The 22,047-nt window shown below is 68.3% G+C and carries 21 protein-coding genes; 13 read left to right on the forward strand and 8 right to left on the reverse strand.

Annotated features, from left to right (window positions below; all coding sequences use genetic code 11):
- The first annotated feature begins 56 nt into the window (after positions 1–56).
- On the forward strand, positions 57–1,229 hold the full coding sequence (locus tag C0481_RS07010) for a Yip1 family protein (protein WP_293402038.1): 1,173 nt from the start codon (positions 57–59) through the stop codon (positions 1,227–1,229).
- On the opposite strand, the gene alr is transcribed toward C0481_RS07010, so the two are convergent.
- The 3 genes from alr to C0481_RS07025 all read right to left on the reverse strand — a co-directional run bounded on the left by alr (position 1,226) and on the right by C0481_RS07025 (position 6,408).
- Complete coding sequence (gene alr, locus C0481_RS07015) at positions 1,226–2,317, reverse strand: alanine racemase (RefSeq protein WP_293402040.1); 1,092 nt, start codon at positions 2,315–2,317, stop codon at positions 1,226–1,228. The genes C0481_RS07010 and alr overlap by 4 nt on opposite strands.
- 79 nt (positions 2,318–2,396) lie before the next feature.
- On the reverse strand, positions 2,397–3,887 hold the full coding sequence (locus C0481_RS07020; protein WP_293402042.1) for a replicative DNA helicase: 1,491 nt from the start codon (positions 3,885–3,887) through the stop codon (positions 2,397–2,399).
- Positions 3,888–4,041: 154 nt separating this feature from the next.
- Complete coding sequence (locus tag C0481_RS07025; protein ID WP_363223266.1) at positions 4,042–6,408, reverse strand: TonB-dependent receptor; 2,367 nt, start codon at positions 6,406–6,408, stop codon at positions 4,042–4,044.
- A gap of 274 nt (positions 6,409–6,682) precedes the next feature.
- On the opposite strand from C0481_RS07025, the gene C0481_RS07030 reads away from it, so the two are divergent.
- The 6 genes from C0481_RS07030 to C0481_RS07055 all read left to right on the forward strand — a co-directional run bounded on the left by C0481_RS07030 (position 6,683) and on the right by C0481_RS07055 (position 12,625).
- Complete coding sequence (locus tag C0481_RS07030; RefSeq protein WP_293402046.1) at positions 6,683–7,312, forward strand: DUF4129 domain-containing protein; 630 nt, start codon at positions 6,683–6,685, stop codon at positions 7,310–7,312.
- Positions 7,309–8,526, forward strand: coding sequence for a hypothetical protein (locus tag C0481_RS07035; RefSeq protein ID WP_293402048.1), 1,218 nt, complete (start codon positions 7,309–7,311; stop codon positions 8,524–8,526). Before C0481_RS07030 ends, C0481_RS07035 begins: the two co-directional genes overlap by 4 nt.
- Positions 8,513–9,469: a MoxR family ATPase gene (locus tag C0481_RS07040; RefSeq protein WP_293402050.1), complete on the forward strand. Its 957-nt coding sequence runs from the start codon at positions 8,513–8,515 to the stop codon at positions 9,467–9,469. The genes C0481_RS07035 and C0481_RS07040 overlap by 14 nt, the downstream gene beginning before the upstream one ends.
- Positions 9,470–9,537: 68 nt before the next feature.
- A complete protein-coding gene (locus C0481_RS07045; RefSeq protein ID WP_293402052.1) occupies positions 9,538–10,776 on the forward strand; it encodes a DUF58 domain-containing protein in 1,239 nt (412 codons plus the stop codon).
- Entirely contained in the window at positions 10,773–11,768 is a 996-nt protein-coding gene (locus C0481_RS07050; protein ID WP_293402054.1) for a stage II sporulation protein M, read from the forward strand. Before C0481_RS07045 ends, C0481_RS07050 begins: the two co-directional genes overlap by 4 nt.
- A complete protein-coding gene (locus tag C0481_RS07055; protein ID WP_293402056.1) occupies positions 11,765–12,625 on the forward strand; it encodes an RDD family protein in 861 nt (286 codons plus the stop codon). The genes C0481_RS07050 and C0481_RS07055 overlap by 4 nt, the downstream gene beginning before the upstream one ends.
- Before the next feature lie 4 nt (positions 12,626–12,629).
- Here the strand turns inward: C0481_RS07055 and C0481_RS07060 are convergent, their stop codons facing one another.
- From C0481_RS07060 to rpsF, 4 genes are all read right to left on the reverse strand, one after another.
- Entirely contained in the window at positions 12,630–13,415 is a 786-nt protein-coding gene (locus C0481_RS07060; RefSeq protein ID WP_293402059.1) for a hypothetical protein, read from the reverse strand.
- A gap of 143 nt (positions 13,416–13,558) precedes the next feature.
- Positions 13,559–14,143, reverse strand: coding sequence for a 50S ribosomal protein L9 (gene rplI / locus C0481_RS07065; RefSeq protein WP_293402061.1), 585 nt, complete (start codon positions 14,141–14,143; stop codon positions 13,559–13,561).
- A 13-nt stretch (positions 14,144–14,156) separates the two neighbouring features.
- The gene (gene rpsR, locus C0481_RS07070) at positions 14,157–14,429 is read right to left on the reverse strand and encodes a 30S ribosomal protein S18 (protein WP_293402063.1); all 273 of its coding nucleotides are present in this window, start codon (positions 14,427–14,429) and stop codon (positions 14,157–14,159) included.
- Between the two features lie 17 nt (positions 14,430–14,446).
- Complete coding sequence (gene rpsF, locus C0481_RS07075; RefSeq protein ID WP_183769815.1) at positions 14,447–14,809, reverse strand: 30S ribosomal protein S6; 363 nt, start codon at positions 14,807–14,809, stop codon at positions 14,447–14,449.
- A 238-nt stretch (positions 14,810–15,047) separates the two neighbouring features.
- Between rpsF and C0481_RS07080 the strand changes: the two genes are divergently transcribed.
- Complete coding sequence (locus C0481_RS07080) at positions 15,048–15,557, forward strand: DUF2059 domain-containing protein (protein WP_293402066.1); 510 nt, start codon at positions 15,048–15,050, stop codon at positions 15,555–15,557.
- A gap of 3 nt (positions 15,558–15,560) precedes the next feature.
- On the opposite strand, the gene C0481_RS07085 is transcribed toward C0481_RS07080, so the two are convergent.
- Complete coding sequence (locus tag C0481_RS07085) at positions 15,561–16,106, reverse strand: peroxiredoxin (protein WP_293402068.1); 546 nt, start codon at positions 16,104–16,106, stop codon at positions 15,561–15,563.
- Between the two features lie 199 nt (positions 16,107–16,305).
- Here C0481_RS07085 and cpaB point away from each other — a divergent pair, with 199 nt between their 5' ends.
- From cpaB to C0481_RS07110, 5 genes are read left to right on the forward strand one after another with little or no spacing between them, the layout of a single operon-like run.
- On the forward strand, positions 16,306–17,172 hold the full coding sequence (gene cpaB / locus C0481_RS07090; RefSeq protein WP_293402070.1) for a Flp pilus assembly protein CpaB: 867 nt from the start codon (positions 16,306–16,308) through the stop codon (positions 17,170–17,172).
- Between the two features lie 24 nt (positions 17,173–17,196).
- Positions 17,197–18,510, forward strand: a complete 1,314-nt coding sequence (locus tag C0481_RS07095; RefSeq protein WP_293402072.1) for a type II and III secretion system protein family protein — start codon at positions 17,197–17,199, stop codon at positions 18,508–18,510.
- A 23-nt stretch (positions 18,511–18,533) separates the two neighbouring features.
- A complete protein-coding gene (locus C0481_RS07100; protein WP_293402074.1) occupies positions 18,534–19,721 on the forward strand; it encodes a hypothetical protein in 1,188 nt (395 codons plus the stop codon).
- Positions 19,721–21,085 (forward strand): CpaF family protein, encoded by a 1,365-nt coding sequence (locus C0481_RS07105; RefSeq protein WP_293402076.1) that lies wholly within the window; start codon positions 19,721–19,723, stop codon positions 21,083–21,085. Before C0481_RS07100 ends, C0481_RS07105 begins: the two co-directional genes overlap by 1 nt.
- Positions 21,085–22,047, forward strand: a complete 963-nt coding sequence (locus tag C0481_RS07110; protein WP_293402078.1) for a type II secretion system F family protein — start codon at positions 21,085–21,087, stop codon at positions 22,045–22,047. Before C0481_RS07105 ends, C0481_RS07110 begins: the two co-directional genes overlap by 1 nt.

Genomic DNA, 22,047 nt, shown 5'->3' on the forward strand with positions numbered 1-22,047 from the left:
AGATAGATTCACGTTACGCGAGTAGGGCGATGGGTTTTCCAAGGGTGGAGGCGTGAATGAGCGCAGTGGAACCGGGGGCCGCGACGTCGGGGCTGGTTGAGCGTGTTAAGTCGATCCTGTTGAAGCCGTCCCCGACGTGGGACCAGATCGAGGCTGAGCCGGCGACCACGGCCGGGCTCTTCAAGAACTACGCGGCCATACTGGCCCTGATCCCCGCCATCTGCGGCCTGATCGGCGGATCGCTGATCGGCGGCGCGTTCGGGATCAAGATGCCCATCCTCTTCGGGCTGGTCAGCGCGGTCATGGGCTACGTGCTGAACCTGGTGATGGTGTTCGTGCTGGGCCTGATCATCGATGGCCTGGCGCCGTCGTTCGACGGCCAGAAGAACCAGGTCCAGGCGATGAAGCTGGCCGTCTATTCGAGCACGGCCGGCTGGATCGCGGGGGTGTTCGCGCTGCTGCCGATCATCGGCGTGCTGGCGATCCTGGCGTCCCTCTACGGGATCTATCTGCTCTATCTCGGCTTGCCGAAGCTCATGAAGTCGCCGCCGGAGAAGGCGTTCGGCTACACGGCGGTCACCGTGATCGTGGCGATCATCCTGTCCTTCCTGATCACGGCGGCGACGACGCTGGTCGGCGGCCTGGGCCTGGCGGGTATGGGCGCGGCCGGCGCCTTGAGCTCCAACACCGTGCAGATCGGCGACAAGTCGGTCGATCTGGGCAAACTGGAGGAGGCCTCCAAGCAGATGGAGGCCGCGGCCAAGCAAATGGAAAGCGGCGAGGGCCCCGAGGCGATCCAGCCCGACGTCCTGAAGGCCTACTTGCCCGAAGCGATCGCCGGCTACGCTCGCACCGATCTGACCACCGGCTCGGGCGGAGCGGCCGGGATGTCCGGCTCGCAGGCCGAGGGGGTCTACACCAAGGGCGACGCCAAGATCCGGCTCAGCGTCACCGACCTGGGCGCGGCCGGGGCCCTGGCCGGTATGGCCAGCGCGTTCAACATGCAGTCGTCGAGCGAGTCGAACGGCAAATACGAGAAGGTCGGCAAGGTCGACGGGCGGATGACGCAGGAGTCCTACGACAGCGCCACGCGCCATGGTCAGTATAGCGTGCTGGTCGGCGACCGTTTCATGGTCGCGGCCGAGGGCGAGGGCGCGAGCATCGACGAGCTGAAGTTGGCGGTGGCGGCGATCGGGCCGGCCAAGCTGGAAGCGCTGTCGAAAGGCTAGGCCTCGCCGATGTAGACCCGCTCAGGCCGTCCGCCCAGGCGCACGAGGCACTCGTGCGCCACGGTGCCGGCGGCCGTGGCGATGTCGTCGATCAGCACGTTTGGCCCCAGCAGTTCCACATAGTCGCCGATGGCGGCTGGAGTTTGGCCCAGGTCGACGCCGATCAGGTCCATGGTCACGATCAGCACCTGGCGGCGCGCGCCTGCGTACCAGGCGTAGCCGCCGCGTTGCGAGGCGCGGATGACGCCGTCAGCGTAGCCGGCCCCGACCACGGCCATGCGGATCGGACGGTCGGCGACGACCCGCGAGCCGTAGCCGATGGTTTCGCCGGGCTGGACGTTGCGGATGTAGAGGATCTTGGCCTCAAGCTTGGCCACGGCCTTGAGCCGCGGATCGGGCCGTTCTTCCGGGCCGCCCCCGTAGAGGCTGATGCCGGGACGGATGATGTCGGCGCGGTAGTCTTCGCCCAGCATGATGCCGGCCGACGCTGCGAAGCTGGCCCGGGCGTTCGGAAACAACGGGCGCACCTGGTTGAAGCGCTCAAGTTGCAGCGCGTTGCGCGCATCGGCCGGATCGGTGGCCGAGCCGAGGTGGCTCATCAACACCTGGACCTCGAGGTGACGCAACCGGTCAGGGGCCGCGGCGAGCGCCCGGGCCTCTTCGAGCGTGACACCCTGGCGGTTCATGCCGGTGTCCACCTGGAGGACGATGGGCAGCGGGCCAGCCGAGGCCGCGTAGGCGTTCGCAGCTTCGATCTGAGGCAGGCTCTCCAGCACGGGCGTCAGTCCGGACCCGGCCAGGCGCGGCCCATCGGCGGGCAGGAAGCCGTCCAGCACGTAGATAGCGGCCGGACGCTCGGGGCAGAGTTCCGCGCGCAGCGCCACGCCTTCTGACAGTCGTGCGACGTAAAAGGCGCGCGCGCCCTCCGCCCACAGCCGGCGCCCGACTGGACCGGCGCCCAGACCATAACCGTCGGCCTTGATCACCGGAGCGGCGTCGGCGCCTGGAGCGGCGGCGCGCAGGACGGCGAAGTTGTGCGCGAGCGCGTCGAGATCGATGGTCAGGCGCGCAGGGGAGGAGGAAGACATCGCCTGTCCCATAGCCGAGCCCGGCGGGCGGCGCGAGGCCGGGCCTATTCCGATCGCTGAAGAGGGCTTGCCCGACGGCTTAGTCGTCTGACGTGTAGAAGTGGCTGTGCGCCAGGTTGCCGAACTTGGTGATGTCCGAGTCGAAGGACAGTTTCACCGTGCCGATGGGACCGTGACGCTGCTTGGCGATGATCACGTCGGCCGTGCCCTGGCAGCGGTCCATCTCCTCCTGCCAGGTCAGGTGTTCTGGGGTGCCTTCGCGGGGCTCGGCTCGGCCGAGGTAGTAGCTCTCGCGGTAGATGAACATGACCATGTCGGCGTCCTGTTCGATCGAGCCGGATTCCCGCAGGTCGGAGAGCTGGGGCCGCTTGTCCTCGCGGTTTTCCACCTGACGGGAGAGCTGCGACAGGGCGATGACCGGCACCGCCAGCTCCTTGGCCAAGGCCTTCATCGACTGGGTGATCATGGAGACTTCCTGCACCCGGTTGTCGCTCTTGCCATCGCCGCCGGTGACGAGCTGGAGGTAGTCGATGACGATCAGGTCGAGGCCATGGGTCCGCTTCAGGCGACGGGCCCGGGCGGCGAGCTTGGCGATGGTGATGCCGCCGGTGGCGTCGATGAACAGCGGCGCGTCCTGGATCTCCAGGGCGGCGTCGCGGATACGGCTGAACTCCAGGGCGTCGATTTCGCCCTTCCGCAGCTTGTCGCCGGAAACCCCGGAACTCTCGGCCAGCAGACGCATGGCCAGCTGGTCGGCGGACATTTCGAGCGAGAAGAACGCGACGACGCCGCCGGAGACGGTCTTCTTAGTGCCGTCGGGCTGCGGCTCCCACGCGTAGTGGCGCGCGACGTCGAAGGCGATGTTACAGGCCAGCGAGGTCTTTCCCATCGACGGACGGGCGGCGAGGATCAGCAGGTCGGACGGGTGCAGGCCGCCGATCTTGCGGTCAAGGTCGAGCAGGCCGGTCGAGATGCCGGCCAGACCCCCGTCACGGGCGTGCGCCTCCGCCGCCAGGGTCACGGCGCCGTGCACGGCCTCGGCGAACGGCACGAAACCCTGATTGGTGCCGCCGGCCTCGGCTAGGGTGAACAGCTGGGCTTCGGCGGCCTCGATCTGGTCCCGGGCCGAACGTTCGGCGTCGCCCTGCTGGGCGGTCAGGGCGATTTCGCCGCCGATCCGGATCAAGTCGCGGCGTAGCGCTAGGTCGTAGATGGCGCGTGAATAGTCCGGCGCGTTGGCGGCCGGGGGCGCGCGGTCGACAAGGTCGGCCAGGTAGCGAATGCCGCCCAGTTCCTCGAACGCCGGATCGCGGTTGAACTGCTCGGCCAACAGGATCGGCTCGGCGAGCTGGCCCTTGCGGACGGCGGATTCGAGCGCGGTGAACAGCCGCTGGTGGAACGGTTCGTAGAAATGGCGGGCCTGCAGGAAGTCGCCGAGCCGTTCGAAGGCGGCGTTATCGTACAGCAGGGCGCCCAGCAGGGCCTGTTCGGCCTCGATGTTCGCCGGCGCATGCGGGATCGCGGCGTCGTTCTGGGCGGGGCGGAGATCGAGGGCGGGAACGATGGACATCGCTTTACAGATACCTAACCCAGAGGGGGGCGGTCTGCGCCGATGTCAGCGGAACCCACAGGAGAAATGTCGCCCCTGTGGATAGCTGTGAAACGACAGCGGCGCAGGGCCGAGATAGCCCTGCGCCGCGTCAGTTCCGGTCGTAGCGCCTAGGCTACCACTTGTAGGCCAGGCGGCCGTAGACGAAGCGGCCGTTGAACCCGAACGGCGAGAACGACGAGAACGGCGACGCCGAGGTCGTGTTCTGGTTCGGCGTAATCTGGCGCGGATAGACGTCGAAGACGTTGTCGGCGCCCACGGAGGCGGTCAGGCCGATCGGGAAGGTGTAGCGGGCTTCCAGGTCGACGAGGCCGCGCGTGCCGGTGCGGTTGTCGCCGCTGCCGTCCAGGGCTGCGCCCGGCGAAAGGACGTCGCCATAGATCGTGGTGCGCACGGTGGCGCCCCAGGCCTCGCGGTTCCAGTCGCCCTGCAGGGCCAGCTTGTGCTTGGGCGTGCCGTCTTCGAAGCGCAGCGTCGCCTGGCGGGCGAAGAGCGAGGTCGGGGTCGGCAGGATCGAGGTCTTGGTCACCGGGGTCTTGGTGACGTCGACGTCGTTGTAGTTGGCCGCCGCGGTCAGGTCGAAGGTCCCGGCCTGCTCGTCGACGATGCGATAGCGCGCCACCACATCGACGCCGACGGTCTCGGTGTCGACGCCGTTGATGAAGAAGCGGGCTGCAGTCGCGCCGAGCGGCGAAAGCAGGTCGTAGATCACCCGGGCGTTGGTCCCCGGGGCTGCCGTCGGGCTGCCGGTCAGGGTTTCCGAGAGGACGATGCGGTCCTTCACGTCGATCTTGTAGCCGTCGACCGTGAGTTCGAAGGCCCCGCGGCGGAAGACGAAGCCAAGCGCGTAGTTGTCGGAGGTCTCGGCCTTCAGCGGCTCGGCGCCTAGGGCCCGGGCGACCGGACTGGTGGCCGGGTAGGTGCCGGTCTCGTAGGGGACGTTGTCGATGTAGAGGATCGAGGTCGAGGTGAAGTACTGTTGTTGCAGCGCCGGGGCGCGGAAGCCGCTGGAGATCGCGCCGCGGACGGCGAACTCCGGCGAGAACTCGTAGCGGGCGGCGAACTTGCCGGTCGTGGTGTCCCCGAAGTCGGAATAGTCCTCGTAGCGGACGGCGGCCGACAGGGTCAGTTGTTCGGTGACCTTGCCTTCCAGGTCGACATAGACGCCGACGTTGTCGCGATCGACATCCACCTCATTGGACGGGGTGAAGCCGGCGAAGCCGCGCGAGCCGAAGGCCACGCCGGTGACCGGGCCGCGGGCGTACGAAGCGACTTCGCCCTGGTTGATCTTGTAAGTCTCTTTGCGCGCCTCGAGGCCGAAGGCGACGTTCAGCGGGCCAGCCAGGCCGACGTCGAACTCACGGCTGAAGTCGGCGCCGAAGACCAGTTGGTCGTAGGTCAGGCCGCCGGCCTGGAACGAGGTCGGCGAGGTCGGGCCATACGACGGGTTGATGGTGTTCTGGACGCCGAAGTCGATATCGTTCTTGCCGTAGACGATGTTGAAGTCGGCGTTGAACCCGGCGATCTGGCCGCGGACGCCGAGGCCGGCGCTGTTATCCTCGGTGTCGGTCGTCAGATAGGGCAGGTAGCCGTTCGGATAGACCGACAGGATGTTCTGCTGGGTGTCGGTCGGCAGGCGATAGGTCGCGGCGCTGGAGGCGTCGCGGTGCTGGTAGCCGTACCAGCCGTAGAGGTCCCAGATGTCGTTCAGCGACTTGCCGGCGTTGGCGTAGAACGAGATGTCGTCGACGTCGGCGTCGCCGAACCGCGAGGTGATACGGTTGGGAGTGACGCGCATGTCGATGTCGCTGCGGTTGGTGTTCTCGCGCGAGCGGTACTCGGCCGAGAGCGTCAGGAAGCCGTCGCCGAGGAAGCTCAGGCCCTGCCAGCCGGACACCGTGGTGGTGGCGCCGTCGCTGATGTCGTCCTTGCGGCCGTAGTAGCCGTCGAAGCTGGTGAGGTACGAGCCGTAGGTCACCGACAGGCCGCCGCCGCTGGCGGCTTCGCGCAGGCGCATGTTGATGACGCCGGCGATAGCGTCGGAGCCGTACTGGGCCGAGGCGCCGTCACGCAGCACCTCGATGCGGTCGATGGCGCTCGACGGAATGGCGTTGAGGTCGACGGCGGCCGAGCCGCGGCCCACCGAGCCGTTGGTGTTGACGAGCGCGGTGGCGTGACGGCGCGTGCCGTTGACCAGCACTAGGGTCTGGTCCGGGCCCTGGCCGCGCAGGGTGGCCGGGCGGATGGCGTCGGTGCCGTCGGTGTTCGAGGGGCGCGGGAAGGTGATGGACGGGACCGCAGTCGCCAGCGCGGTCGCCAGTTCGGTCGTGCCGCGCTGCTGCAGCGCGTCGGCGCTGATCACATCCACGGGGGCGAGAGTTTCGAGCCGGGAGCGGCCCTCGGTGCGGGTGCCGGTGACGACCAGTTCTTCGACTTCACCAGCGCCCGATTGAGCGTAAGCCACGCCAGAAAACAGACTCACGGCGGAAGTCGCCGCGAGCAACAGTACGCGATACGTCATTGATATCCCCAGATTATTTTTCCCGCCACGCGGCGGGCGGATTATGGCCCTACTGAAATGGTAGGAATTGATCGCGGCTTGCGGAAGCACATAATTGCAACGCTTTGCAGAAAACGCAGGGTAGTGGCGGTTGCGCGGCGCCCGTCGGCGGCCGCGCAAGCTTGGAGTCGACGCCGCCGGATCGGGGCCGTACTAATCAAGGATCGGTTGTTCCGGGGTGGCGATGCAACGAGGCGTGGAAGCAGGCGCCCCTGTCGGCAAGGCGGGCGATCCGCTTGCGGCGGCGCACGCCGAGTTGCTGCGCGATCGCGGATTCCAGTTCGACCGCACCGAATTCAAGCCGCCGGAGATTCCCGAGTGGCTGAAGTGGATCGCCGAGGCGTTCGAGGCGATCGCGCCCCTGCTGAAGTACGTCTTCTGGATCGGGGTGGCGCTGATCGCCGCCCTGGTGCTGTACGCGCTGGTGCGCGAGGTCCTGCGCCTGCGGATGCCGGCGGCGAGGGCCAAGACCGCGCTGGCCGAAGCCGTTCCCGAGTGGCGCCCCGACGCGGCCGCGGCGCGCGATCTGCTGACCGCGGCCGACGCGTTGGCGGCCGAGGGGCGCTATGCCGAGGCCGCGCACCTGATCCTGCTGCGCAGCGTCGAGGACATTGAGCGACGTCGGCCGCGATCGGTGCGTCCGGCCTTGACCACGCGCGAGATCGCGGGGCTGACGGCCTTGCCGCCGGTCGCGCGACCGGCCTTCGCCAAGATCGGAAGCGTGGTCGAGGCGAGCCTGTTCGGGGGCGCGCCGGTCGTGGCGGCCGACTATGCCGAATGCCGTCGGGACTATGAGGCCTTCGCACTGCCGGCGGGGTGGTCATGACCACTGATCGCAGCCGGGCGTTTTCGCCCATGGTGATGTTGGTGCTGGTGCTGGTCGGCTGCGTGTCGCTGGCTGGTCTCGGACTGCTGGCGGCCTATGAACCGGAGCTGCGTTCGGGCGACAACGGCCAGGGCCACGCACTGTCGCGCTCGGCGGTCGGCTTCGCCGCCGTGGCGCGTCTGCTGGAAGAGTCGGGAACCCCGGTCGTCATGCGGCGCGGCGCGCTGTCGGCCACGGCGGGGGAGGGCCTGCTGGTGCTGACGCCAGCCTTGGGCACAAGCCCCACGCGGCTCAGCGACATCGAGCATGCCGGCCCGGTGCTGGTCGTGCTGCCCAAGTGGGTGACGATCCCGCACCCGGCGCGCCGCAGTTGGGTCCGCGCGGTTGGCGAGGCGCCGGACGTCGCGGTGCTGAAGGTGCTGCCCGAGCCGTGGCGACAAGGGCTGACCCTGCAGCGGCGGCCTGGGAGCGCGTCGGTGCGTCTGGCGCGGCCGGATGGGCGACCCGTCGGGGTGCAGCCGCGCATCGAGAACCTGGCGACCCTGTCCGGGCCGGGTTGGATCCCGGTCGTCGTCGATGACGCCGGCCGCGGCGTGCTGGTGATGAACCAGAAGACTGGCGTCTATGTGCTGGCCGATCCGGATTTTCTCGATACGGCGGGGATGAAGACGCTGGCCGGCGCGAGGGCGGCGATCGAACTGCTGTCGGTGATCCGCGCCCAGGGCGTTCCGGTTGTCTTCGACCTGACGCTGCACGGCTTCGAGCGCTCGCTCAATCCGCTGCGCCTGATGCTGGAGCCGCCGCTGCTGGGCGCGACGCTCTGCCTGCTGGCGGCGCTGATCCTGGTCGGCGTGCAGGCGGCGGTGCGGTTCGGACCGGCGCAGGGGCAGGCGCGCGCCGTGGCGCTGGGCAAGCGGGCGCTAGCGGACAACACCGCCGGCCTGGTCCGCATGGCGCGGCGCGAGCACCGAATGGCCGCGCCCTACGCAGAGATGGTGCGGGCCGAGGCCGCGCGTGCGGTCGGGGCGCCGCGGGGGCTCGAGGGCGACGAACTGGACGCCGTGCTGGATCGCCTTGGCGCCGCCAGCGGAGCCTCGCACCGAATTTCGAACCTGATCGAACGCGCCCGGGCGGCGCGCACCAAGGCGGATCTGATGGAGGTCGCCCGAGACCTCTATCGTTGGAGACTGGAGATGATGCGTGAACGTCGCTGAGGTGAAGGCGCTGGCCGAGGGTATTCGCGGCGAGATCGGCAAGGCGGTCATCGGCCAGGAGACGGCGGTGGGCCTGCTGCTGACCGCGCTGTTTGCGGGCGGCCACGTACTGCTCGAAGGTCCTCCGGGCACGGCCAAGACCCTGCTGGCCCAGACCTTCGCCGCCAGCCTGGGCCTGGACTACGGCCGCATCCAGTTCACGCCGGACCTGATGCCGGGCGACATCATCGGCGCCAACCTGTTCAACTTCCAGACCAGCACCTTCACGCTGACTCGCGGGCCGGTGTTCTGTGAACTGCTGCTGGCCGACGAGATCAACCGAACCCCGCCCAAGACGCAGGCGGCGCTGCTGGAGGCCATGCAGGAGCGGCGCATCACCATCGACGGGCAATCGCATGAACTGAGCGCGCGGTTCACGGTCGTCGCGACCCAGAACCCGATCGAGCAGCAGGGCACCTATCCGCTGCCGGAGGCGCAGCTGGACCGGTTCCTGTTCAAGCACGTGCTGGACTATCCGGGCCGTACCGACGAACTGGCGATCGTGAGCGCGCATGGCTCGCGCGCAGGGCTGCCGAGCCCGGCCGAGCTTGGCGTACGCACAGTGCTCGACCGGGCGGGCGTGGAGGCGGCGGTGGCGGCGGTCGCCCAGGTGCGACTGACCGACGAGGTCGCGGCCTACATCGTCGATCTGATCCGGGCCACGCGTGAATCGGCCGACATCGAGACCGGGGCCTCGCCGCGGGCCGGCGCCATGCTGGCGCTGGCGGCGCGCGCGCACGCCGCGCTGGACGGACGCGACTATGTGATCCCCGATGACGTCAAGACGCTGGCGCCGCCGGCCCTCCGTCACCGGGTGATCCTGTCGCCGGCGGCCGAGATCGAGGGGCGTCGCGTCGACCAGGTGCTGGCAGCGCTGATCGACCAGGTGGCGGCCCCGCGGTGATCTATCCGACGCGACGCGCTGCCTTGGCCGTCGCGGCTGGAGCGCCCCTCGCGCTGATCGCGGGGAGCGTGGCCGAACCATTGTGGGCGGTCGGCCTGGCCTGGGCTGCGGTGCTGCTGTTGCTGATGTTCGTCGACGCGATGCAGTCGGCGGCGCGCGATGGGGTGACGCTGGACGCCGTTCCGCCGCTGAGCGCCGCGGTCGCGCGGCCGGGCGAGGCGCGGTTCGTTGCGCGGTTCGCCGGAACGGCGCCGCGCTCGTTGGAGGCGGCGCTGGCGGCGGGCGAGCGCCTGGGCCTGGCGACGCGGGGCGTGACCGCCGAGATCGAGGACGGCGCGGCCGAGATCTGCATGGCCTTCACGCCGCAGCGTCGCGGCCTGGTGGCCCTTGAGGCGCTCTGGATCCGCTGGCGGGGTCCGTTGGGCCTGGTCTGGAAGCAGAAGACCTTCGCGCTCGACTACAACCTGGCAGTCACCACCGACCTGCAATGGGTCCGTGACGAGGCCGTGCGCCTGTTCGCCCGCAACGCGCTGTTTGGCGCCAAGGCGCAGATCGAGATCGGGGAGGGATCGGAGTTCCACGCGCTGCGTGATTTCCAGCCGGGGATGGATCGGCGGGCGGTGGACTGGAAGCAGTCGGCGCGTCACGCGCTGCTGCTGGCCAAGGAGTTCCGGACCGAGCGCAACCACAACGTCGTCATGGCGATGGACTGCGGCCGCGCGATGAGCGAGCCCATCGACGGCGCGCCGCGGATCGATCGCGCGATCAATGGCGCGCTGCTGCTCGCCCACGCCTGCCTGCGCTCGGGCGACCGGGCCGGCCTGTTCGCGTTCGATGCGGCGCCGCGGCTGTCGACCGGCGCAGTGGGCGGACCCAGCGCCTTCGGGGTGCTGCAGCAGATGGCCGACCGCATCGACTATTCGACCGAGGAGACCAACTACACGTTGGGGCTTTCGGTGCTGGCCGGCGAGTTGCAGCGGCGCTCGCTGATCGTGGTGTTCACCGACTTCACCGACCAGACCGCGGCCCAGTTGATGATCGAGTCGGTTGGTCGCCTGGTTGGCCGGCACCTGATCATGTTCGTCGTCCTGCAGGACAAGGAGCTGGGAGAGATGATCGCCGCGGAGCCGAGGGAGCCGGAGGACGTCGCCCGGGCCGTGTTCGCCGGCAGTCTGCGGCGTGAGCGGGAACTGGTGATCTCGCGGCTGCGCCGGCTGGGCGTGCACATCGTCGAGACGCCGGCCGAACGGATCGGCCCGTCGGTGATCAACGCCTATCTGGACCTCAAGCGGAAGGACCTGTTGTGACCGCTGCGCTCAAGAGCCAGCGCTTCCGCGAGGAGCGAGAGGCCGACTGGAAGCGTCTGGAGCGGCTGATGGACCGCGCCGAGAAGCGCTCGGTCGCCAGCCTGTCAGACGATGAAATCCTGGCGATCCCTGTGCTGTACCGCTCGACGCTGTCGGCCCTGAGCGTGGCGCGCGAGACCTCGCTGGACCGCGGCTTGATCGACTACCTCGAGGTGCTGTCGGCGCGCGCCTATTTCTTCGTCTATGGCTCGCGCTCGACACTGCTGGATCGGCTGGGCGGGTTCTTCCGCAAGGACTGGCCGGCGGCGGTGCGCGGCGTCTGGCGCGAGACCGTCGTGGCGGCGCTGCTGACGGCGCTGGGCGCGGTCGCAGCGGCGCTGCTGATCGCCCACGATGCGCAGTGGTACCACGTGTTCGTGCCCGAAGCCCTGGCTGGCGGGCGTGATCCGGCGGCCAGCACCGAGGCGCTGCGCGAGATGCTCTATGACGGCGGGGGCTCGGGCGACGGCTTGTCGGTGTTCGCCACCTTCCTGTTCACCCACAACGCCCAGGTGGCTCTGTTGGCGTTCGCGCTAGGGTTTGCGTTCTGCGTCCCGAGCCTGATGCTGCTGATCTACAACGGCGCGACGCTGGGCGCCTTTCTCACGCTCTACTTCAGCCGCGGACTGGGCTTCGAGCTCGGCGGCTGGCTGCTGATCCATGGAGTCACCGAACTGTTCGCCGTCATGCTGGCGGGGGCTGCCGGGATCAGGGTCGGCTGGTCGCTGGCCTTCCCGGGCGTGCTGTCGCGACTTGACGCCCTGACGGCTGCGGGGCGGACCGCCGGCGCCGTGATGGGCGGGGTGGTGGTGATGCTGTTCTTCGCCGGCCTGCTGGAAGGCTTCGGCCGGCAGCTGATCAACAACGACCTGATCCGCTATGCGGTCGCCGCGACCACGGCTCTGCTATGGGCGGTGTACTTCTACGGCCCGCGCCGCGAGGCCCGCTCGTGAGCGCCGGTGACAAGGCCACGCGCGTCTTCGTAACGCCCGAGGGCGTCGATCTGCGGTTGCAGATCGGCGACGGCGGTCAGCGCGCGGCGGCCTTCTTCATCGACACGGTGATCATTGTTGCGGCGCTGATTGCGCTGACCATGCTGGCCTTTGCGGCGGGGCTGACCACCGGCGGGCAGGCGGGGACGGAGATCGCCGCGATCATCTGGCTGCTGGTCGCCTTTCTGCTCCGCAACTTCTACTTCACCGCCTTCGAACTGGGCGCGGCGGCGGCGACGCCCGGCAAGCGGCTTGTGGGCCTGCGCGTGGCGGCGCGCGATGGCGGGCGGCTGCGGGCGGAGGGCGTGTTGGTCCGCAACGCCATGCGCGAGCTGGAAGTGTTCATGCCGCTGTCGGTGATCATGATCCGGACTCAGGAAGGCGGCGGGCAGGCGTGGATGTACCTGCTGGCCGTGATCTGGGTGGGGATCTTCGCGCTGTTCCCGCTGTTCAACCGCGACCGATTGCGGATCGGCGACCTGGTCGGCGGCACTTGGGTCGTGCGCACGCCGAGCCAGCGCCTGACCCGAGACATGGCGGTCGAGGGCTCCGAGCGGCTGGTGCGCTACCCGTTCACGCCCACACAGCTCGACGCGTACGGGGAGAAGGAACTGCACGTCCTGGAGGAGGTGATCCGGCGTCGTGATCGCCGCACTGTGCGCGCGGTGGCCGAAAGGATCAGCGCCAAGATCGCCTGGAGCGCGTCGCCGGATCAGGACGACTACGACTTTCTCAGCGCTTACTACGCCGCGCTGCGCGGCCGCCTGGAGGGACGGATGCTGATGGGCCGGCGGCGGCGCGACAAGCACGCCGCCTGACGGATCAGTCGAACACGGCGGCCAGCTGCGCGGGGCCGACGCCCTCCTTGATCATCCGCAGTTCGTAGTAGATGGCGGCGACGCCGGCCGACAGGAGCACGCCGCTAGCGGCGCCCAGAATCGCGTTGGAGGCGGTGGCGGCGATCGCCATGCCGCTGAAGCCGCCGCCAATCGCCGCAGCGACGCCGAAGATTCCGCTGACAACCGTCGAGATGACGATGTAGGCGACGATGTAGACGACCAGCAGGCCAAAGATCGGCCAGCGATGGCCGCTTGTCAGCCTGCGACTGCGCCCCAGGCTGCCAAACACTCCTGGCCGCTCGATCACGTAGGCTGGGGTGGCGACGATCCAGACCACGGCGAGAATGACTCCGGGCACGATCAGGAACAGGAACCCGATCGCGACCGACAGCCCGATGACGATCGCCAGTCCGATAAGCGGAAGGATCGACGACATGGACCGGCCCAGTTCGCTGAATGCGGAGGTTGGATCGCCGTTGAGGGTCGCGACGGTGGCGCGGACGGTCGTCGCCTGCAGCAGGACCGAGCCGATCAGGCTGAATATGTAGCCGGCGATCAGCAGGAGCAGACCTGAACCGACGGATGCGGCGCCGCCTTCTATAGGCGTGGTCAACGCGACCTGGCCCCATCCCAGGAGCGCGGCTGGGAGGCCCGCCAGCAGCACGGCCAGAATCGCCAGTTCACGGAAGTTGGCCATGACGACTTGGAAGGTGTTCGACACCACCCGGCCGAAATCGAAGCTCGCGCTGGCAGTCGGTGCTGTCGTCATCCCCGTATCCCCATCTTGGACGCGGGGTCAGATCATCATGGGGCGTGGCGGCTTGAAACTGCAATCTTGAGTGCAGTCAAAATGAAAGCGGCGCGGATCCGAGGACCCGCGCCGCTCCTGAAGTCTTTGGACTGCGTCCGGCGTTAGTGGTCGCCGTAGTCGCCGTCCTGTTGGCCAGCGCCGCCTTCCAGCATGTCCTGGGCGGCTTGCTCATCGGCCGCGCGATCTTCCTCGAATTGCGAGGCGATCACGTTTTCACCGCGGGCTTGGCGCTCGGCCTCGTCCTGGCTGCGGGCGATGTTGATGTTGACGTTGACGGTCACTTCCGCGTGCAGGCGAACCTTCACGGGGTGAACGCCGAGCGTCTTGATCGGCTTGTCGAGAATGACCATGGCGCGGTCGATCTTGCCGCCTTCGGCATTGACCATGTCGGCCACGTCGCGACCCGTCACCGAACCGTAGAGTTGGCCGGTTTCGCCAGCCTGACGGATCAGGATGTACGAGGTGCCGTCCAGGGCTTCGCCAGCCTTGCCGGCGGCGTCCTTGGTCTTCTGGTTGCGGGCTTCGATCTCGGCGCGCTGGGCGTCGAAGACCTTCAGGTTCGCGGCGGTCGCGCGCAGGGCCTTCTGGCGGGGCAGAAGGTAGTTGCGGGCGTAGCCGTCTTTGACGGTGACCACGTCGCCCAGGCCGCCACGGCCTTCGACGCGTTCGAGCAGAACAACTTTCATGTGTCGGTCCCCCTTACTTCACGACGTAGGGCAGGAGGGCGAGGAAGCGAGCGCGCTTGATGGCGCGAGCCAGTTCGCGTTGCTTCTTGGCCGACACCGCAGTGATGCGCGACGGCACGATCTTGCCGCGCTCGGAGACGTAGCGCTGCAGCAGCTTCACGTCCTTGTAGTCGATCTTCGGAGCGTTGGCGCCGGAGAACGGGCACACCTTGCGGCGGCGGAAGAACGGGCGGCGGGCGCCGCCAGCGGCGGGAGCAGCCGGAGCCGCGGAGGTTTCGTCAGTCATGGTGATCCCTCCCTTTCTTAGCTTTGGAATTCTTCACGGCGCGGTTCGCGTTCGCGATCGCGGCGAGCCAGAACCGGGGAGAGCTCGAGATCGAGTTCCTCGACGCGGACGGTCAGGGTGCGCAGAACGTCTTCGTTCAGGCCCAGCTGACGCTCCATCTCCTTCACCGCCGCCGGGGGGGCGTCGATGGCGAGCAGGGAGTAGTGCCCCTTGCGGTTCTTCTTGATGCGGTAGGTGAGGTTCCGAAGACCCCAGTACTCGATCTTCGCGACGGACCCGCCGCCTTCTTCGATCAGAGCCTTGATTTGGTCGTTCAGGGCTTCAGCCTGTTGCGGCGAGATATCCTGCCGCGAAATAACAACGTGCTCGTAGAGCGCCATGTTTCCTTTTCCCATTTGGAAGGCGGCGCGCCCGACACCGGGTAAGTGTCGGAAACGATGGCTCTTGTGGCGCGGCGATCGGGAGTTTCCCGATCCTTTCGCGTTCCGGCCCAAGACCGCCTTCCGTGAAGAGGCGGGCTAGTACGGGAAAAGCGGTTGTAGGGCAAGGCTTTTCCGCCGTTGCTACGCCTGGGCGCGCGGTGCAGCTTCGGATCTCTTGCAATCGGGAGTTGGACACATGCGGGTGCGGATCGGAACGAGCTTGGCCGCGGGACTTGCGGCGATGCTCCTGGCGGGCGCGGCGAGCGCCCAGACCGCGCCAACGGCCCGTCAGTTGGATCTGGCCCAGCGCTACGTCAAGGCGATGAAGCTGGAGACGACTGTCACCAGCGTGGTGAACCAGTTGGGGCCAACGGTCATGGGCGGAAGCCTCGACAGTCTGCCCCCGGAGAAGCGCGAGGCGGTCATGGGCGTGGTCCGCGAGGTCTCGCGGAAGATGATGGCCAAGATGAGCACGCAGATGGCGCCCATGCTGGCCGAGGTGTTCACCGAGAAAGAACTGGAGGACGTGGTGGCCTTCTACGAAGGGCCGAGCGGCCAGGCCTTGATCGAGAAGTCCCCGCAGCTCAGCGCCAAGATGGCCCCGCTGATGAACGACCTCATGCCCGAGATGCAGACCGAGATGCTCGCTGGAATGTGCGAGGTGCTCGATTGCGATCAGAAGGTTCCGAGGTCGACGGCCTCGTGACCGCTACTTCGGATGCTTGGCGCGCCAGGCCTTCACCGCCGTGAGGGTCTCGGTGACGTGGTCGTTGGCCTTCAGGTCGGAATAGGCGTGGATCACCTCGCCGGAGGGCGAGATCACGTATGAGGTTCGGTTCGACCAGCCCGGCTTCACCGCCAGGCTGGCGTCGTAGGTGGCGGCGATCTTGGCGCTGGGGTCGGCGGCGACCGGGAACTTGCCCGAGCACTTCTCGGTGTCGGCCGAAAACGAGGCGAGCTTGTCGAGGTTGCCGGCGGTGACGCCGATCACCGTCGCGCCCTGAGCCTTGAACTGGTCGATCGACTCCGCGAACAGGCGCGCCTCGAGGTTGCAGCCGGCGGTCTCGGCGGCCGGGAAGAAGTACAGCACCACCGGGCCGCTCTTGCGGGCCTGGGCCATCGAAAAGGTTATCGGCTTGCCGGCCTGGAACCCCTGGGCGGTGAAGTCCGGGGCCTTGGCGCCCTCCTTGAGTGCAGCGAACGCGGGGGTGGCGGCGAGCGCCGCGACGGCGGCGGCGAGGGCGAGACGGCGCATGTGGGATCCTCCGGAATCCCTTGCACTATAGGCGCCCAGCGGCGGCTTGTCTGCGCGCCGAATGGAGCTCCACGGTCAGCGAACGCTCGTCGTCCCAAGCTTGGCCTTAGTTGACGCCGCGTTGACCTTCTTTGTTACGGTTATCGCAACAGCGTCATCGTTAACTCATTGATGTTGCGTAGCATCCAGGGGTGGGGCGATGCGGGTTGGGACTATGGTGAGCTTGGGCGCGTCCGCCGCCCTTGGCCTGGGTGCGTTGTTTGTCGCCAAGGTCGCCCTGCCGGCGCACAGCAATGTCGCGGTCGCGGCGACGCCCGCCCCGGTCGTCAGCGGCGTCCCGGTCGTGGTCGCCGCCAAAGACATCAAGTACGGCGAGCGCCTCGCCGCCGACCATCTCAAGCTCGTGCAGATCCCGCGTGACGCAGCGCCTGCCGGCGCCTTCACGACCATCGACCAGGTCCTGGCCCAGGACGACGGCGGGGCCCCGGTCGCGCTGTCGCCAATTCTGGCGCGCGAGCCGCTGTTGCCGACCAAGCTGAGCGGGCCTGGCGCGCGGCCGTCCGTGGCCGCCGAGATCGGACCGGGGATGCGCGCCTATACGATCGGGGTTTCGGACGTCTCCGGCGTCGGCGGGCACGCCCTGCCGGGCGATCGCGTCGATGTGGTGCTGATGCGCAACCTGTCGGACGACAACACCCACAAGATCCTTCAGGCCGAGGTGGTGATCCAGAACGTTCGCGTGCTGGGCGTCGACCTCAACGCCGATCCGACGTCCAACAAGCCCGAGGCGCCGAGCACCGCGACCCTGGAGGTCAGCGTGCGCGACGCGCAGAAGCTGGCGGTCGCGGCCAACCTCGGCTCGCTGTCGCTGGCGCTGCGGGCGTTGGGCCAAGCCGAGGTCGAGCCGGCCGCCCCGATTGGGGCGCGGGAAGTCGTCGTCGGCGCGCCGCGCGCTGCGGCGGCCGCAACCGTTCGTCCCTGGCGGGCGCCGCAGTCCAGCGGGAGCAGCCGCTCGCTGATCACCATTGTCGAGGGGGAGGGCGGGGCCAAGCACCCCGGCGAGTAACCCCCAATGCAAAGCGTCAAACCGATGTCGCGTATCGCCATGGCCGCTCTGGCCTGCGCCCTCGGCCTGGCCCACGTTCCGGCCCAGGCCGAATCTTTCGTCAGCGAGGCCGTGCGCAGCCGCACGATCAACGTGCCGAAGAACAAGTCGCTTTCATTCCGGCTGGACGGTCCAGCCTCCAAGATCGTGGTCGCCCAGCCCGACACTGCGCAGATCGTGGCCACCACGGACCGCAGCTTCTATGTGCGCGGCAAGGCGTTGGGCGCCACGAACCTGCTGATCTACGGCCACGGCGGTGCGCTGCAGGAGGTCGTCGACGTGCGGGTCGGCTATGACGCCGAAGCCCTGCAATCGGATCTGGCGGCGGCCATCCCCGGCGAGCTCATCAAGGTTCGCAACCTGGGCGAAGGCTTGCTGTTGACCGGCGAGGTCTCGACGACCGCGGTCGCCAGCAGAGCCAAGACCCTGGCCGACAAGTTCGCACCCGAGAGCGTGACCAGCGCCCTGACCGTCCGCGCCTCCCAGCAGGTGATCCTGGAGGTCCGCGTGCTGGAGGCCGGGCGTTCGGACCTGAAGGACGTCGGGTTCAACCTGGCCGCCACCGACGGCGTCAATTTCGCGCTGGCCACCGGCTCGGGCCTGATCGGGCCAAGCACGCCGCAGGGCGTTCTGCAGGTCAGCGGCTCGATCGGGTCCGTCGACATCGACCTGGTGCTGCAGGCGCTGGAGGAGAAGGGCGTCGTCCGGACCCTCGCGCGGCCGAACCTGGTCGCGCTGTCGGGCCAGAAGGCCAGTTTCCTGGCCGGCGGCGAGTTCCCGTTCCCGGTGCCGAACGGGCGCGACACCGTGACGATCGAATTCCGCGAGTTCGGGGTGAAGCTCGATTTCGAGCCCGTGGTCCAGGACAACGGCCTGATCCGCCTTCTGGTGGCGCCGGAGGTCAGCGCCCTCGACACCCGCGCCAATCTGCGCCTCAACGGCATGGAGGTCCCCTCGCTGACCGTGCGGCGCGCCGCGACCACGGTTGAGCTGAAGTCCGGCGAGAGCTTCGCGGTGGCCGGCCTCTTCCAGCAGGACTACGCCAACGCGATCCGGCAGCTGCCAGGCATCGGACAGGTGCCGGTGCTCGGCTCGCTGTTCCGTTCGGCGCGCTGGAAGCGCCAGGAGTCGGAGCTGGTGATCATCGTCACGCCGCGCCTGGCCACCGCCGACGACTTGACCGGCGAGACCCGGATCATGGCCGGGCGGGAAACCAATCCGATCGACCTGATCCTGATGGGCATGTCGCTCGACAAGCCGTTGTCGGCGCCGGTCGGGACCGGCCCGGCAGGACAGTAGCGCGTGAGTACGAGGTCGCAGTCATGACCCACTGGAGCATTCTTGGCCGACGCGTCCTGGCGGTGGGGCCCAGTCTCTCGCCGCTGGCGCGGGGGCCCCTGTTCGGCGCGGCGATGGAGACCGCCGGGCTGGAGCGCCTGGCCGAGGCTCGGAGCGCGTCGGTCGACCTGGCGCTGGTGGACGTCGACAGCCTTGACCCGCAAGCGCTGACAGCGGCGCTCGAAACCCTGGCGGCCTCGGGCCAGGCGCCGCCGGTGCTGCTGGTCGGGACGAGACTGCCGGCGGGTTTGGTGCGGGTGGCGATGCGGTTGCCCCAGTCGGACGTCGTGGAGCCGCCCTACAGCGACGACCAGGTGCGCGAGGCGGTGTTCGGCCTGCTGGATGCGGCCGGCGCGCAGGCCCCGGCCGCGGCGGACAGCACGTCACGCTGCTGGTCGATCGTCGGGGCGGTCGGCGGGGCGGGCGCCACGACCCTGGCGATTGAGTTCGCCGCGATGCTGGCGGCGCGCGCCAATCGCGACCACGCGGTCTGCTTGATTGATCTGCATCTCGCCGACGGGGCCGCTGCGGCCTATCTCGGGGCGACGCCTGCGATGGGTCTGGCCGAGTTCGGGCCAGCCGCCGAACGCATGGACGCGGCGTTGCTGGCGGCGTTCACGACGCCGGTCGCAAAGGGATTTGACCTGCTGGCGTGCCCGCGTGATCCGCTCGCCTTTGAGCAGATTTCCAAGGACGCGGTGTTGCGGATCCTGGAAATCGCCTGCGAGGCCTACGAGTTCGTGGTCATCGACATGCCTCGGCATCGCCGGCCGTGGACGCTCGAGGTGCTGGCCGGATCCGACGAGATCTTTGTGGTCTCGGAATTGACGGTGCCGGCGCTGCTGGCGGCGCGGGCCCTGGCCAGCGAGATCGAGGCCGGCCTGCCGGTCGGCGTGCGCACCCGGATCGTGCTCAACCGGTTGGCCAGCCGGATGTTCGGCCCCGCACCCTCGGTCGCAGAAGCCGAACGCGCGTTGGAGCGCAAGGCCGAGGCCGGGATCAGTTCGGATTGGGAGGCCGCGGCCGCGTCGGTCAACCTGGGTGGACCGATCAGCCAGCACCGCCCGAAATCGAAGATCGTCCGCGATGTAGCGGCGGTCGTTGACCGGTTGCTGGGCGTGCAGACGCCGGCTGCGCGCCGTAGCGGCTGGCGTCCGCGGAGGGCCGCCTGATGGGACGTTTCACGCTCGCTCCCCGGCCCGAGCCGGCGGCTCCGGAGGTTCGGTCGGTCGAAGCGGCGGCCCCGCCGCCGCCGGCGCCGACCGATCACCTGCTGGACATCAAGCTCAAGCTGCACGCGCGGCTGATCGACGAACTGGATCTTTCCAAGCTGGAAAGCCTGGCCGAGGGCGAGTTGCGGCGCCAGGTCCTGGCGCTGGTCGCCGACTTCGCCCGCGCCGAACGCCTGGTGCTGAACACCACTGAACTGGAGGAACTGGGCGCCTCGGTCCACGACGAGATGGTGGGCCTGGGTCCGATCGAGCCGCTGCTCAAGGACGACAGCATCAACGACATCCTGATCAACGGCCCGTTCCAGGTCTATGTCGAGCGGCGCGGCGAGCTGGAGCCGACGCCGGTCCGGTTCCGCGACAACGACCACCTGCTGCGGATCGTCAATCGGATCGTGGCGGGCGTCGGTCGGCGGATCGACGAGAGCCAGCCCATGGTGGACGCGCGTCTGTCGGACGGCAGCCGCGTGAACGCCGCCATTGCGCCGATCGCCATCGACGGCGCGTGCGTGTCGATCCGGAAGTTCTCGAAGAAGCCCTACACGCTGGAGAAGCTTGTCGAGGTCGGCGCAATGCCGGCTTGCGTCGCCGAGTTCCTGCATGGGGCGGTCAAGGCGCGGGTCTCGACGGTGATCTCCGGGGGCACCGGCTCGGGCAAGACGACGCTGCTCAACGCCCTGTCCTCAGCCATCAGCACCAAGGAGCGGCTGATCACCATTGAGGACGCCGCCGAACTGCAGTTGCAGCAGCCGCATGTGGTGCGGATGGAGACCCGGCCGCCGAACATCGAAGGCAAGGGCGAAATCCGTCAGCGCGAGCTGGTCAAGAACGCTCTGCGGATGCGCCCGGACCGGGTGATCCTGGGGGAAGTTCGGGGCGAGGAAGCCTTCGACATGCTGCAGGCCATGAACACCGGCCACGAAGGCTCGATGGCCACGATCCACGCCAACACCCCGCGCGATGCGATCACCCGCCTTGAGCAGATGGTGGCGATGTCGGGAATGAAGCTGTCGCCGGAGGCGGTGCGAGGCCAGATCGCCTCGGCCGTCGGGATGATCATCCAGATCATGCGGATGTCGGACGGCAAGCGGAAGATGATGAGCGTCAGCGAGATCGTCGGCATGGAGGGCCAGGTGGTCCAGATGCAGGAGATCTTCGCCTTCCACCGCAGCCACACGACCGCCGACGGCGTGGTGCACGGCGAGTTCCGGGCCTCAGGCCTGCGTCCGCGTTGCCTCGACGAGATGATGCGCCGGGGCATCGCCTACGACACGGCCTATTTCGACCCGAACCGGGTGCTCGGCTGATGTCGTTCGATGCGACGTCCGTCTATCTGGTGCTGGTGTTCGCCGCCGTGTTCGCGGCGGTGCAGGCCTTGGTTGGGCTGCTGCGGACCGCGAAGGTCAAGCAACAGGTCAATCGCCGGCTGCTGGTCGCCGAGCGGACCGGCGGCTCCATCGCCGAACTGGTGATCGAACTGCGCAAGCAGCGCGGGCTCAACGCCGCTGGCGACGCGCGTGGCGGCTGGGCTTGGCTGAGCGACCTGATCGTCCGCTCAGGCGTGCCGTACAACGGACGGCGTTGGCTGGCGATTGTCGCCGGCTTGGCGCTGACTGGCGCGATCCTCGCGTTCGCCGGAACGCGCGAGTTGCTGATGATCCCGCTGGGCGCAGTGCTGCTGGGAGTCGTCGGCCCGATCGGCTTCCTGAAGGTCAAGGCCGGCCGGCGAGCCGTGGCGCTAGGACAGCAGCTGCCGCAAGCGCTGGAGATCATCGTCCGCAGTCTCGAGGCTGGGCATCCGGTGCCGACGGCCGTGAACCTTGTCGGTCGCGAAATGCCCGATCCGATCGGCTCGGAATTCGGCATGGCCGCCGATGAGATCGCCTACGGCGCGACGCTGGAGCAGGCCATCAACCGGATGTCGGTCCGGTGCCAACATCCCGATGTCGATCTGTTCGCCGCCACCGTCCGGTTGCAGGAACGGGCGGGCGGAAACCTGACGGGCCTGCTCAAGCTCAATGCCGCGACCGTTCGCGACCGGCTGCGGATGCGCTTGAAGATCAAGGCCGCCACCGCTGAAGGCCGCGCCTCGGCGCTGATCCTGACCGCCGCGCCGTTCCTGGCGGCAGGGGCGATCGTCCTGCTGTCGCCTGACTTCTATGGCGACGTCATCCATCTGCCGATGGTGCGGATCGGGCTCATCGTGATCGGCGCATGGATGCTCATCGGCAACCTAGTCATGCGCAAAATGATCGACATGCGGATCTGA

This window comes from Phenylobacterium sp. (genome assembly GCF_013822795.1).
Lineage (GTDB): Bacteria > Pseudomonadota > Alphaproteobacteria > Caulobacterales > Caulobacteraceae > Phenylobacterium.

Bases quoted from the DNA above. Each gene is read 5' to 3' on its own strand.
- C0481_RS07100 (WP_293402074.1), top strand. From the start codon at position 18,534: ATGACCCACTGGAGCATTCTTGGCCGACGCGTCCTGGCGGTGGGGCCC.
- C0481_RS07110 (WP_293402078.1), top strand. From the start codon at position 21,085: ATGTCGTTCGATGCGACGTCCGTCTATCTGGTGCTGGTGTTCGCCGCC.
- alr (WP_293402040.1), bottom strand. From the start codon at position 2,317: ATGTCTTCCTCCTCCCCTGCGCGCCTGACCATCGATCTCGACGCGCTC.
- C0481_RS07060 (WP_293402059.1), bottom strand. From the start codon at position 13,415: ATGACGACAGCACCGACTGCCAGCGCGAGCTTCGATTTCGGCCGGGTG.
- rpsF (WP_183769815.1), bottom strand. From the start codon at position 14,809: ATGGCGCTCTACGAGCACGTTGTTATTTCGCGGCAGGATATCTCGCCG.
- rplI (WP_293402061.1), bottom strand. From the start codon at position 14,143: ATGAAAGTTGTTCTGCTCGAACGCGTCGAAGGCCGTGGCGGCCTGGGC.
- C0481_RS07035 (WP_293402048.1), top strand. From the start codon at position 7,309: ATGACCACTGATCGCAGCCGGGCGTTTTCGCCCATGGTGATGTTGGTG.
- C0481_RS07085 (WP_293402068.1), bottom strand. From the start codon at position 16,106: ATGCGCCGTCTCGCCCTCGCCGCCGCCGTCGCGGCGCTCGCCGCCACC.
- cpaB (WP_293402070.1), top strand. From the start codon at position 16,306: ATGCGGGTTGGGACTATGGTGAGCTTGGGCGCGTCCGCCGCCCTTGGC.
- rpsR (WP_293402063.1), bottom strand. From the start codon at position 14,429: ATGACTGACGAAACCTCCGCGGCTCCGGCTGCTCCCGCCGCTGGCGGC.
- C0481_RS07095 (WP_293402072.1), top strand. From the start codon at position 17,197: ATGTCGCGTATCGCCATGGCCGCTCTGGCCTGCGCCCTCGGCCTGGCC.
- C0481_RS07080 (WP_293402066.1), top strand. From the start codon at position 15,048: ATGCGGGTGCGGATCGGAACGAGCTTGGCCGCGGGACTTGCGGCGATG.
- C0481_RS07020 (WP_293402042.1), bottom strand. From the start codon at position 3,887: ATGTCCATCGTTCCCGCCCTCGATCTCCGCCCCGCCCAGAACGACGCC.
- C0481_RS07010 (WP_293402038.1), top strand. From the start codon at position 57: ATGAGCGCAGTGGAACCGGGGGCCGCGACGTCGGGGCTGGTTGAGCGT.
- C0481_RS07105 (WP_293402076.1), top strand. From the start codon at position 19,721: ATGGGACGTTTCACGCTCGCTCCCCGGCCCGAGCCGGCGGCTCCGGAG.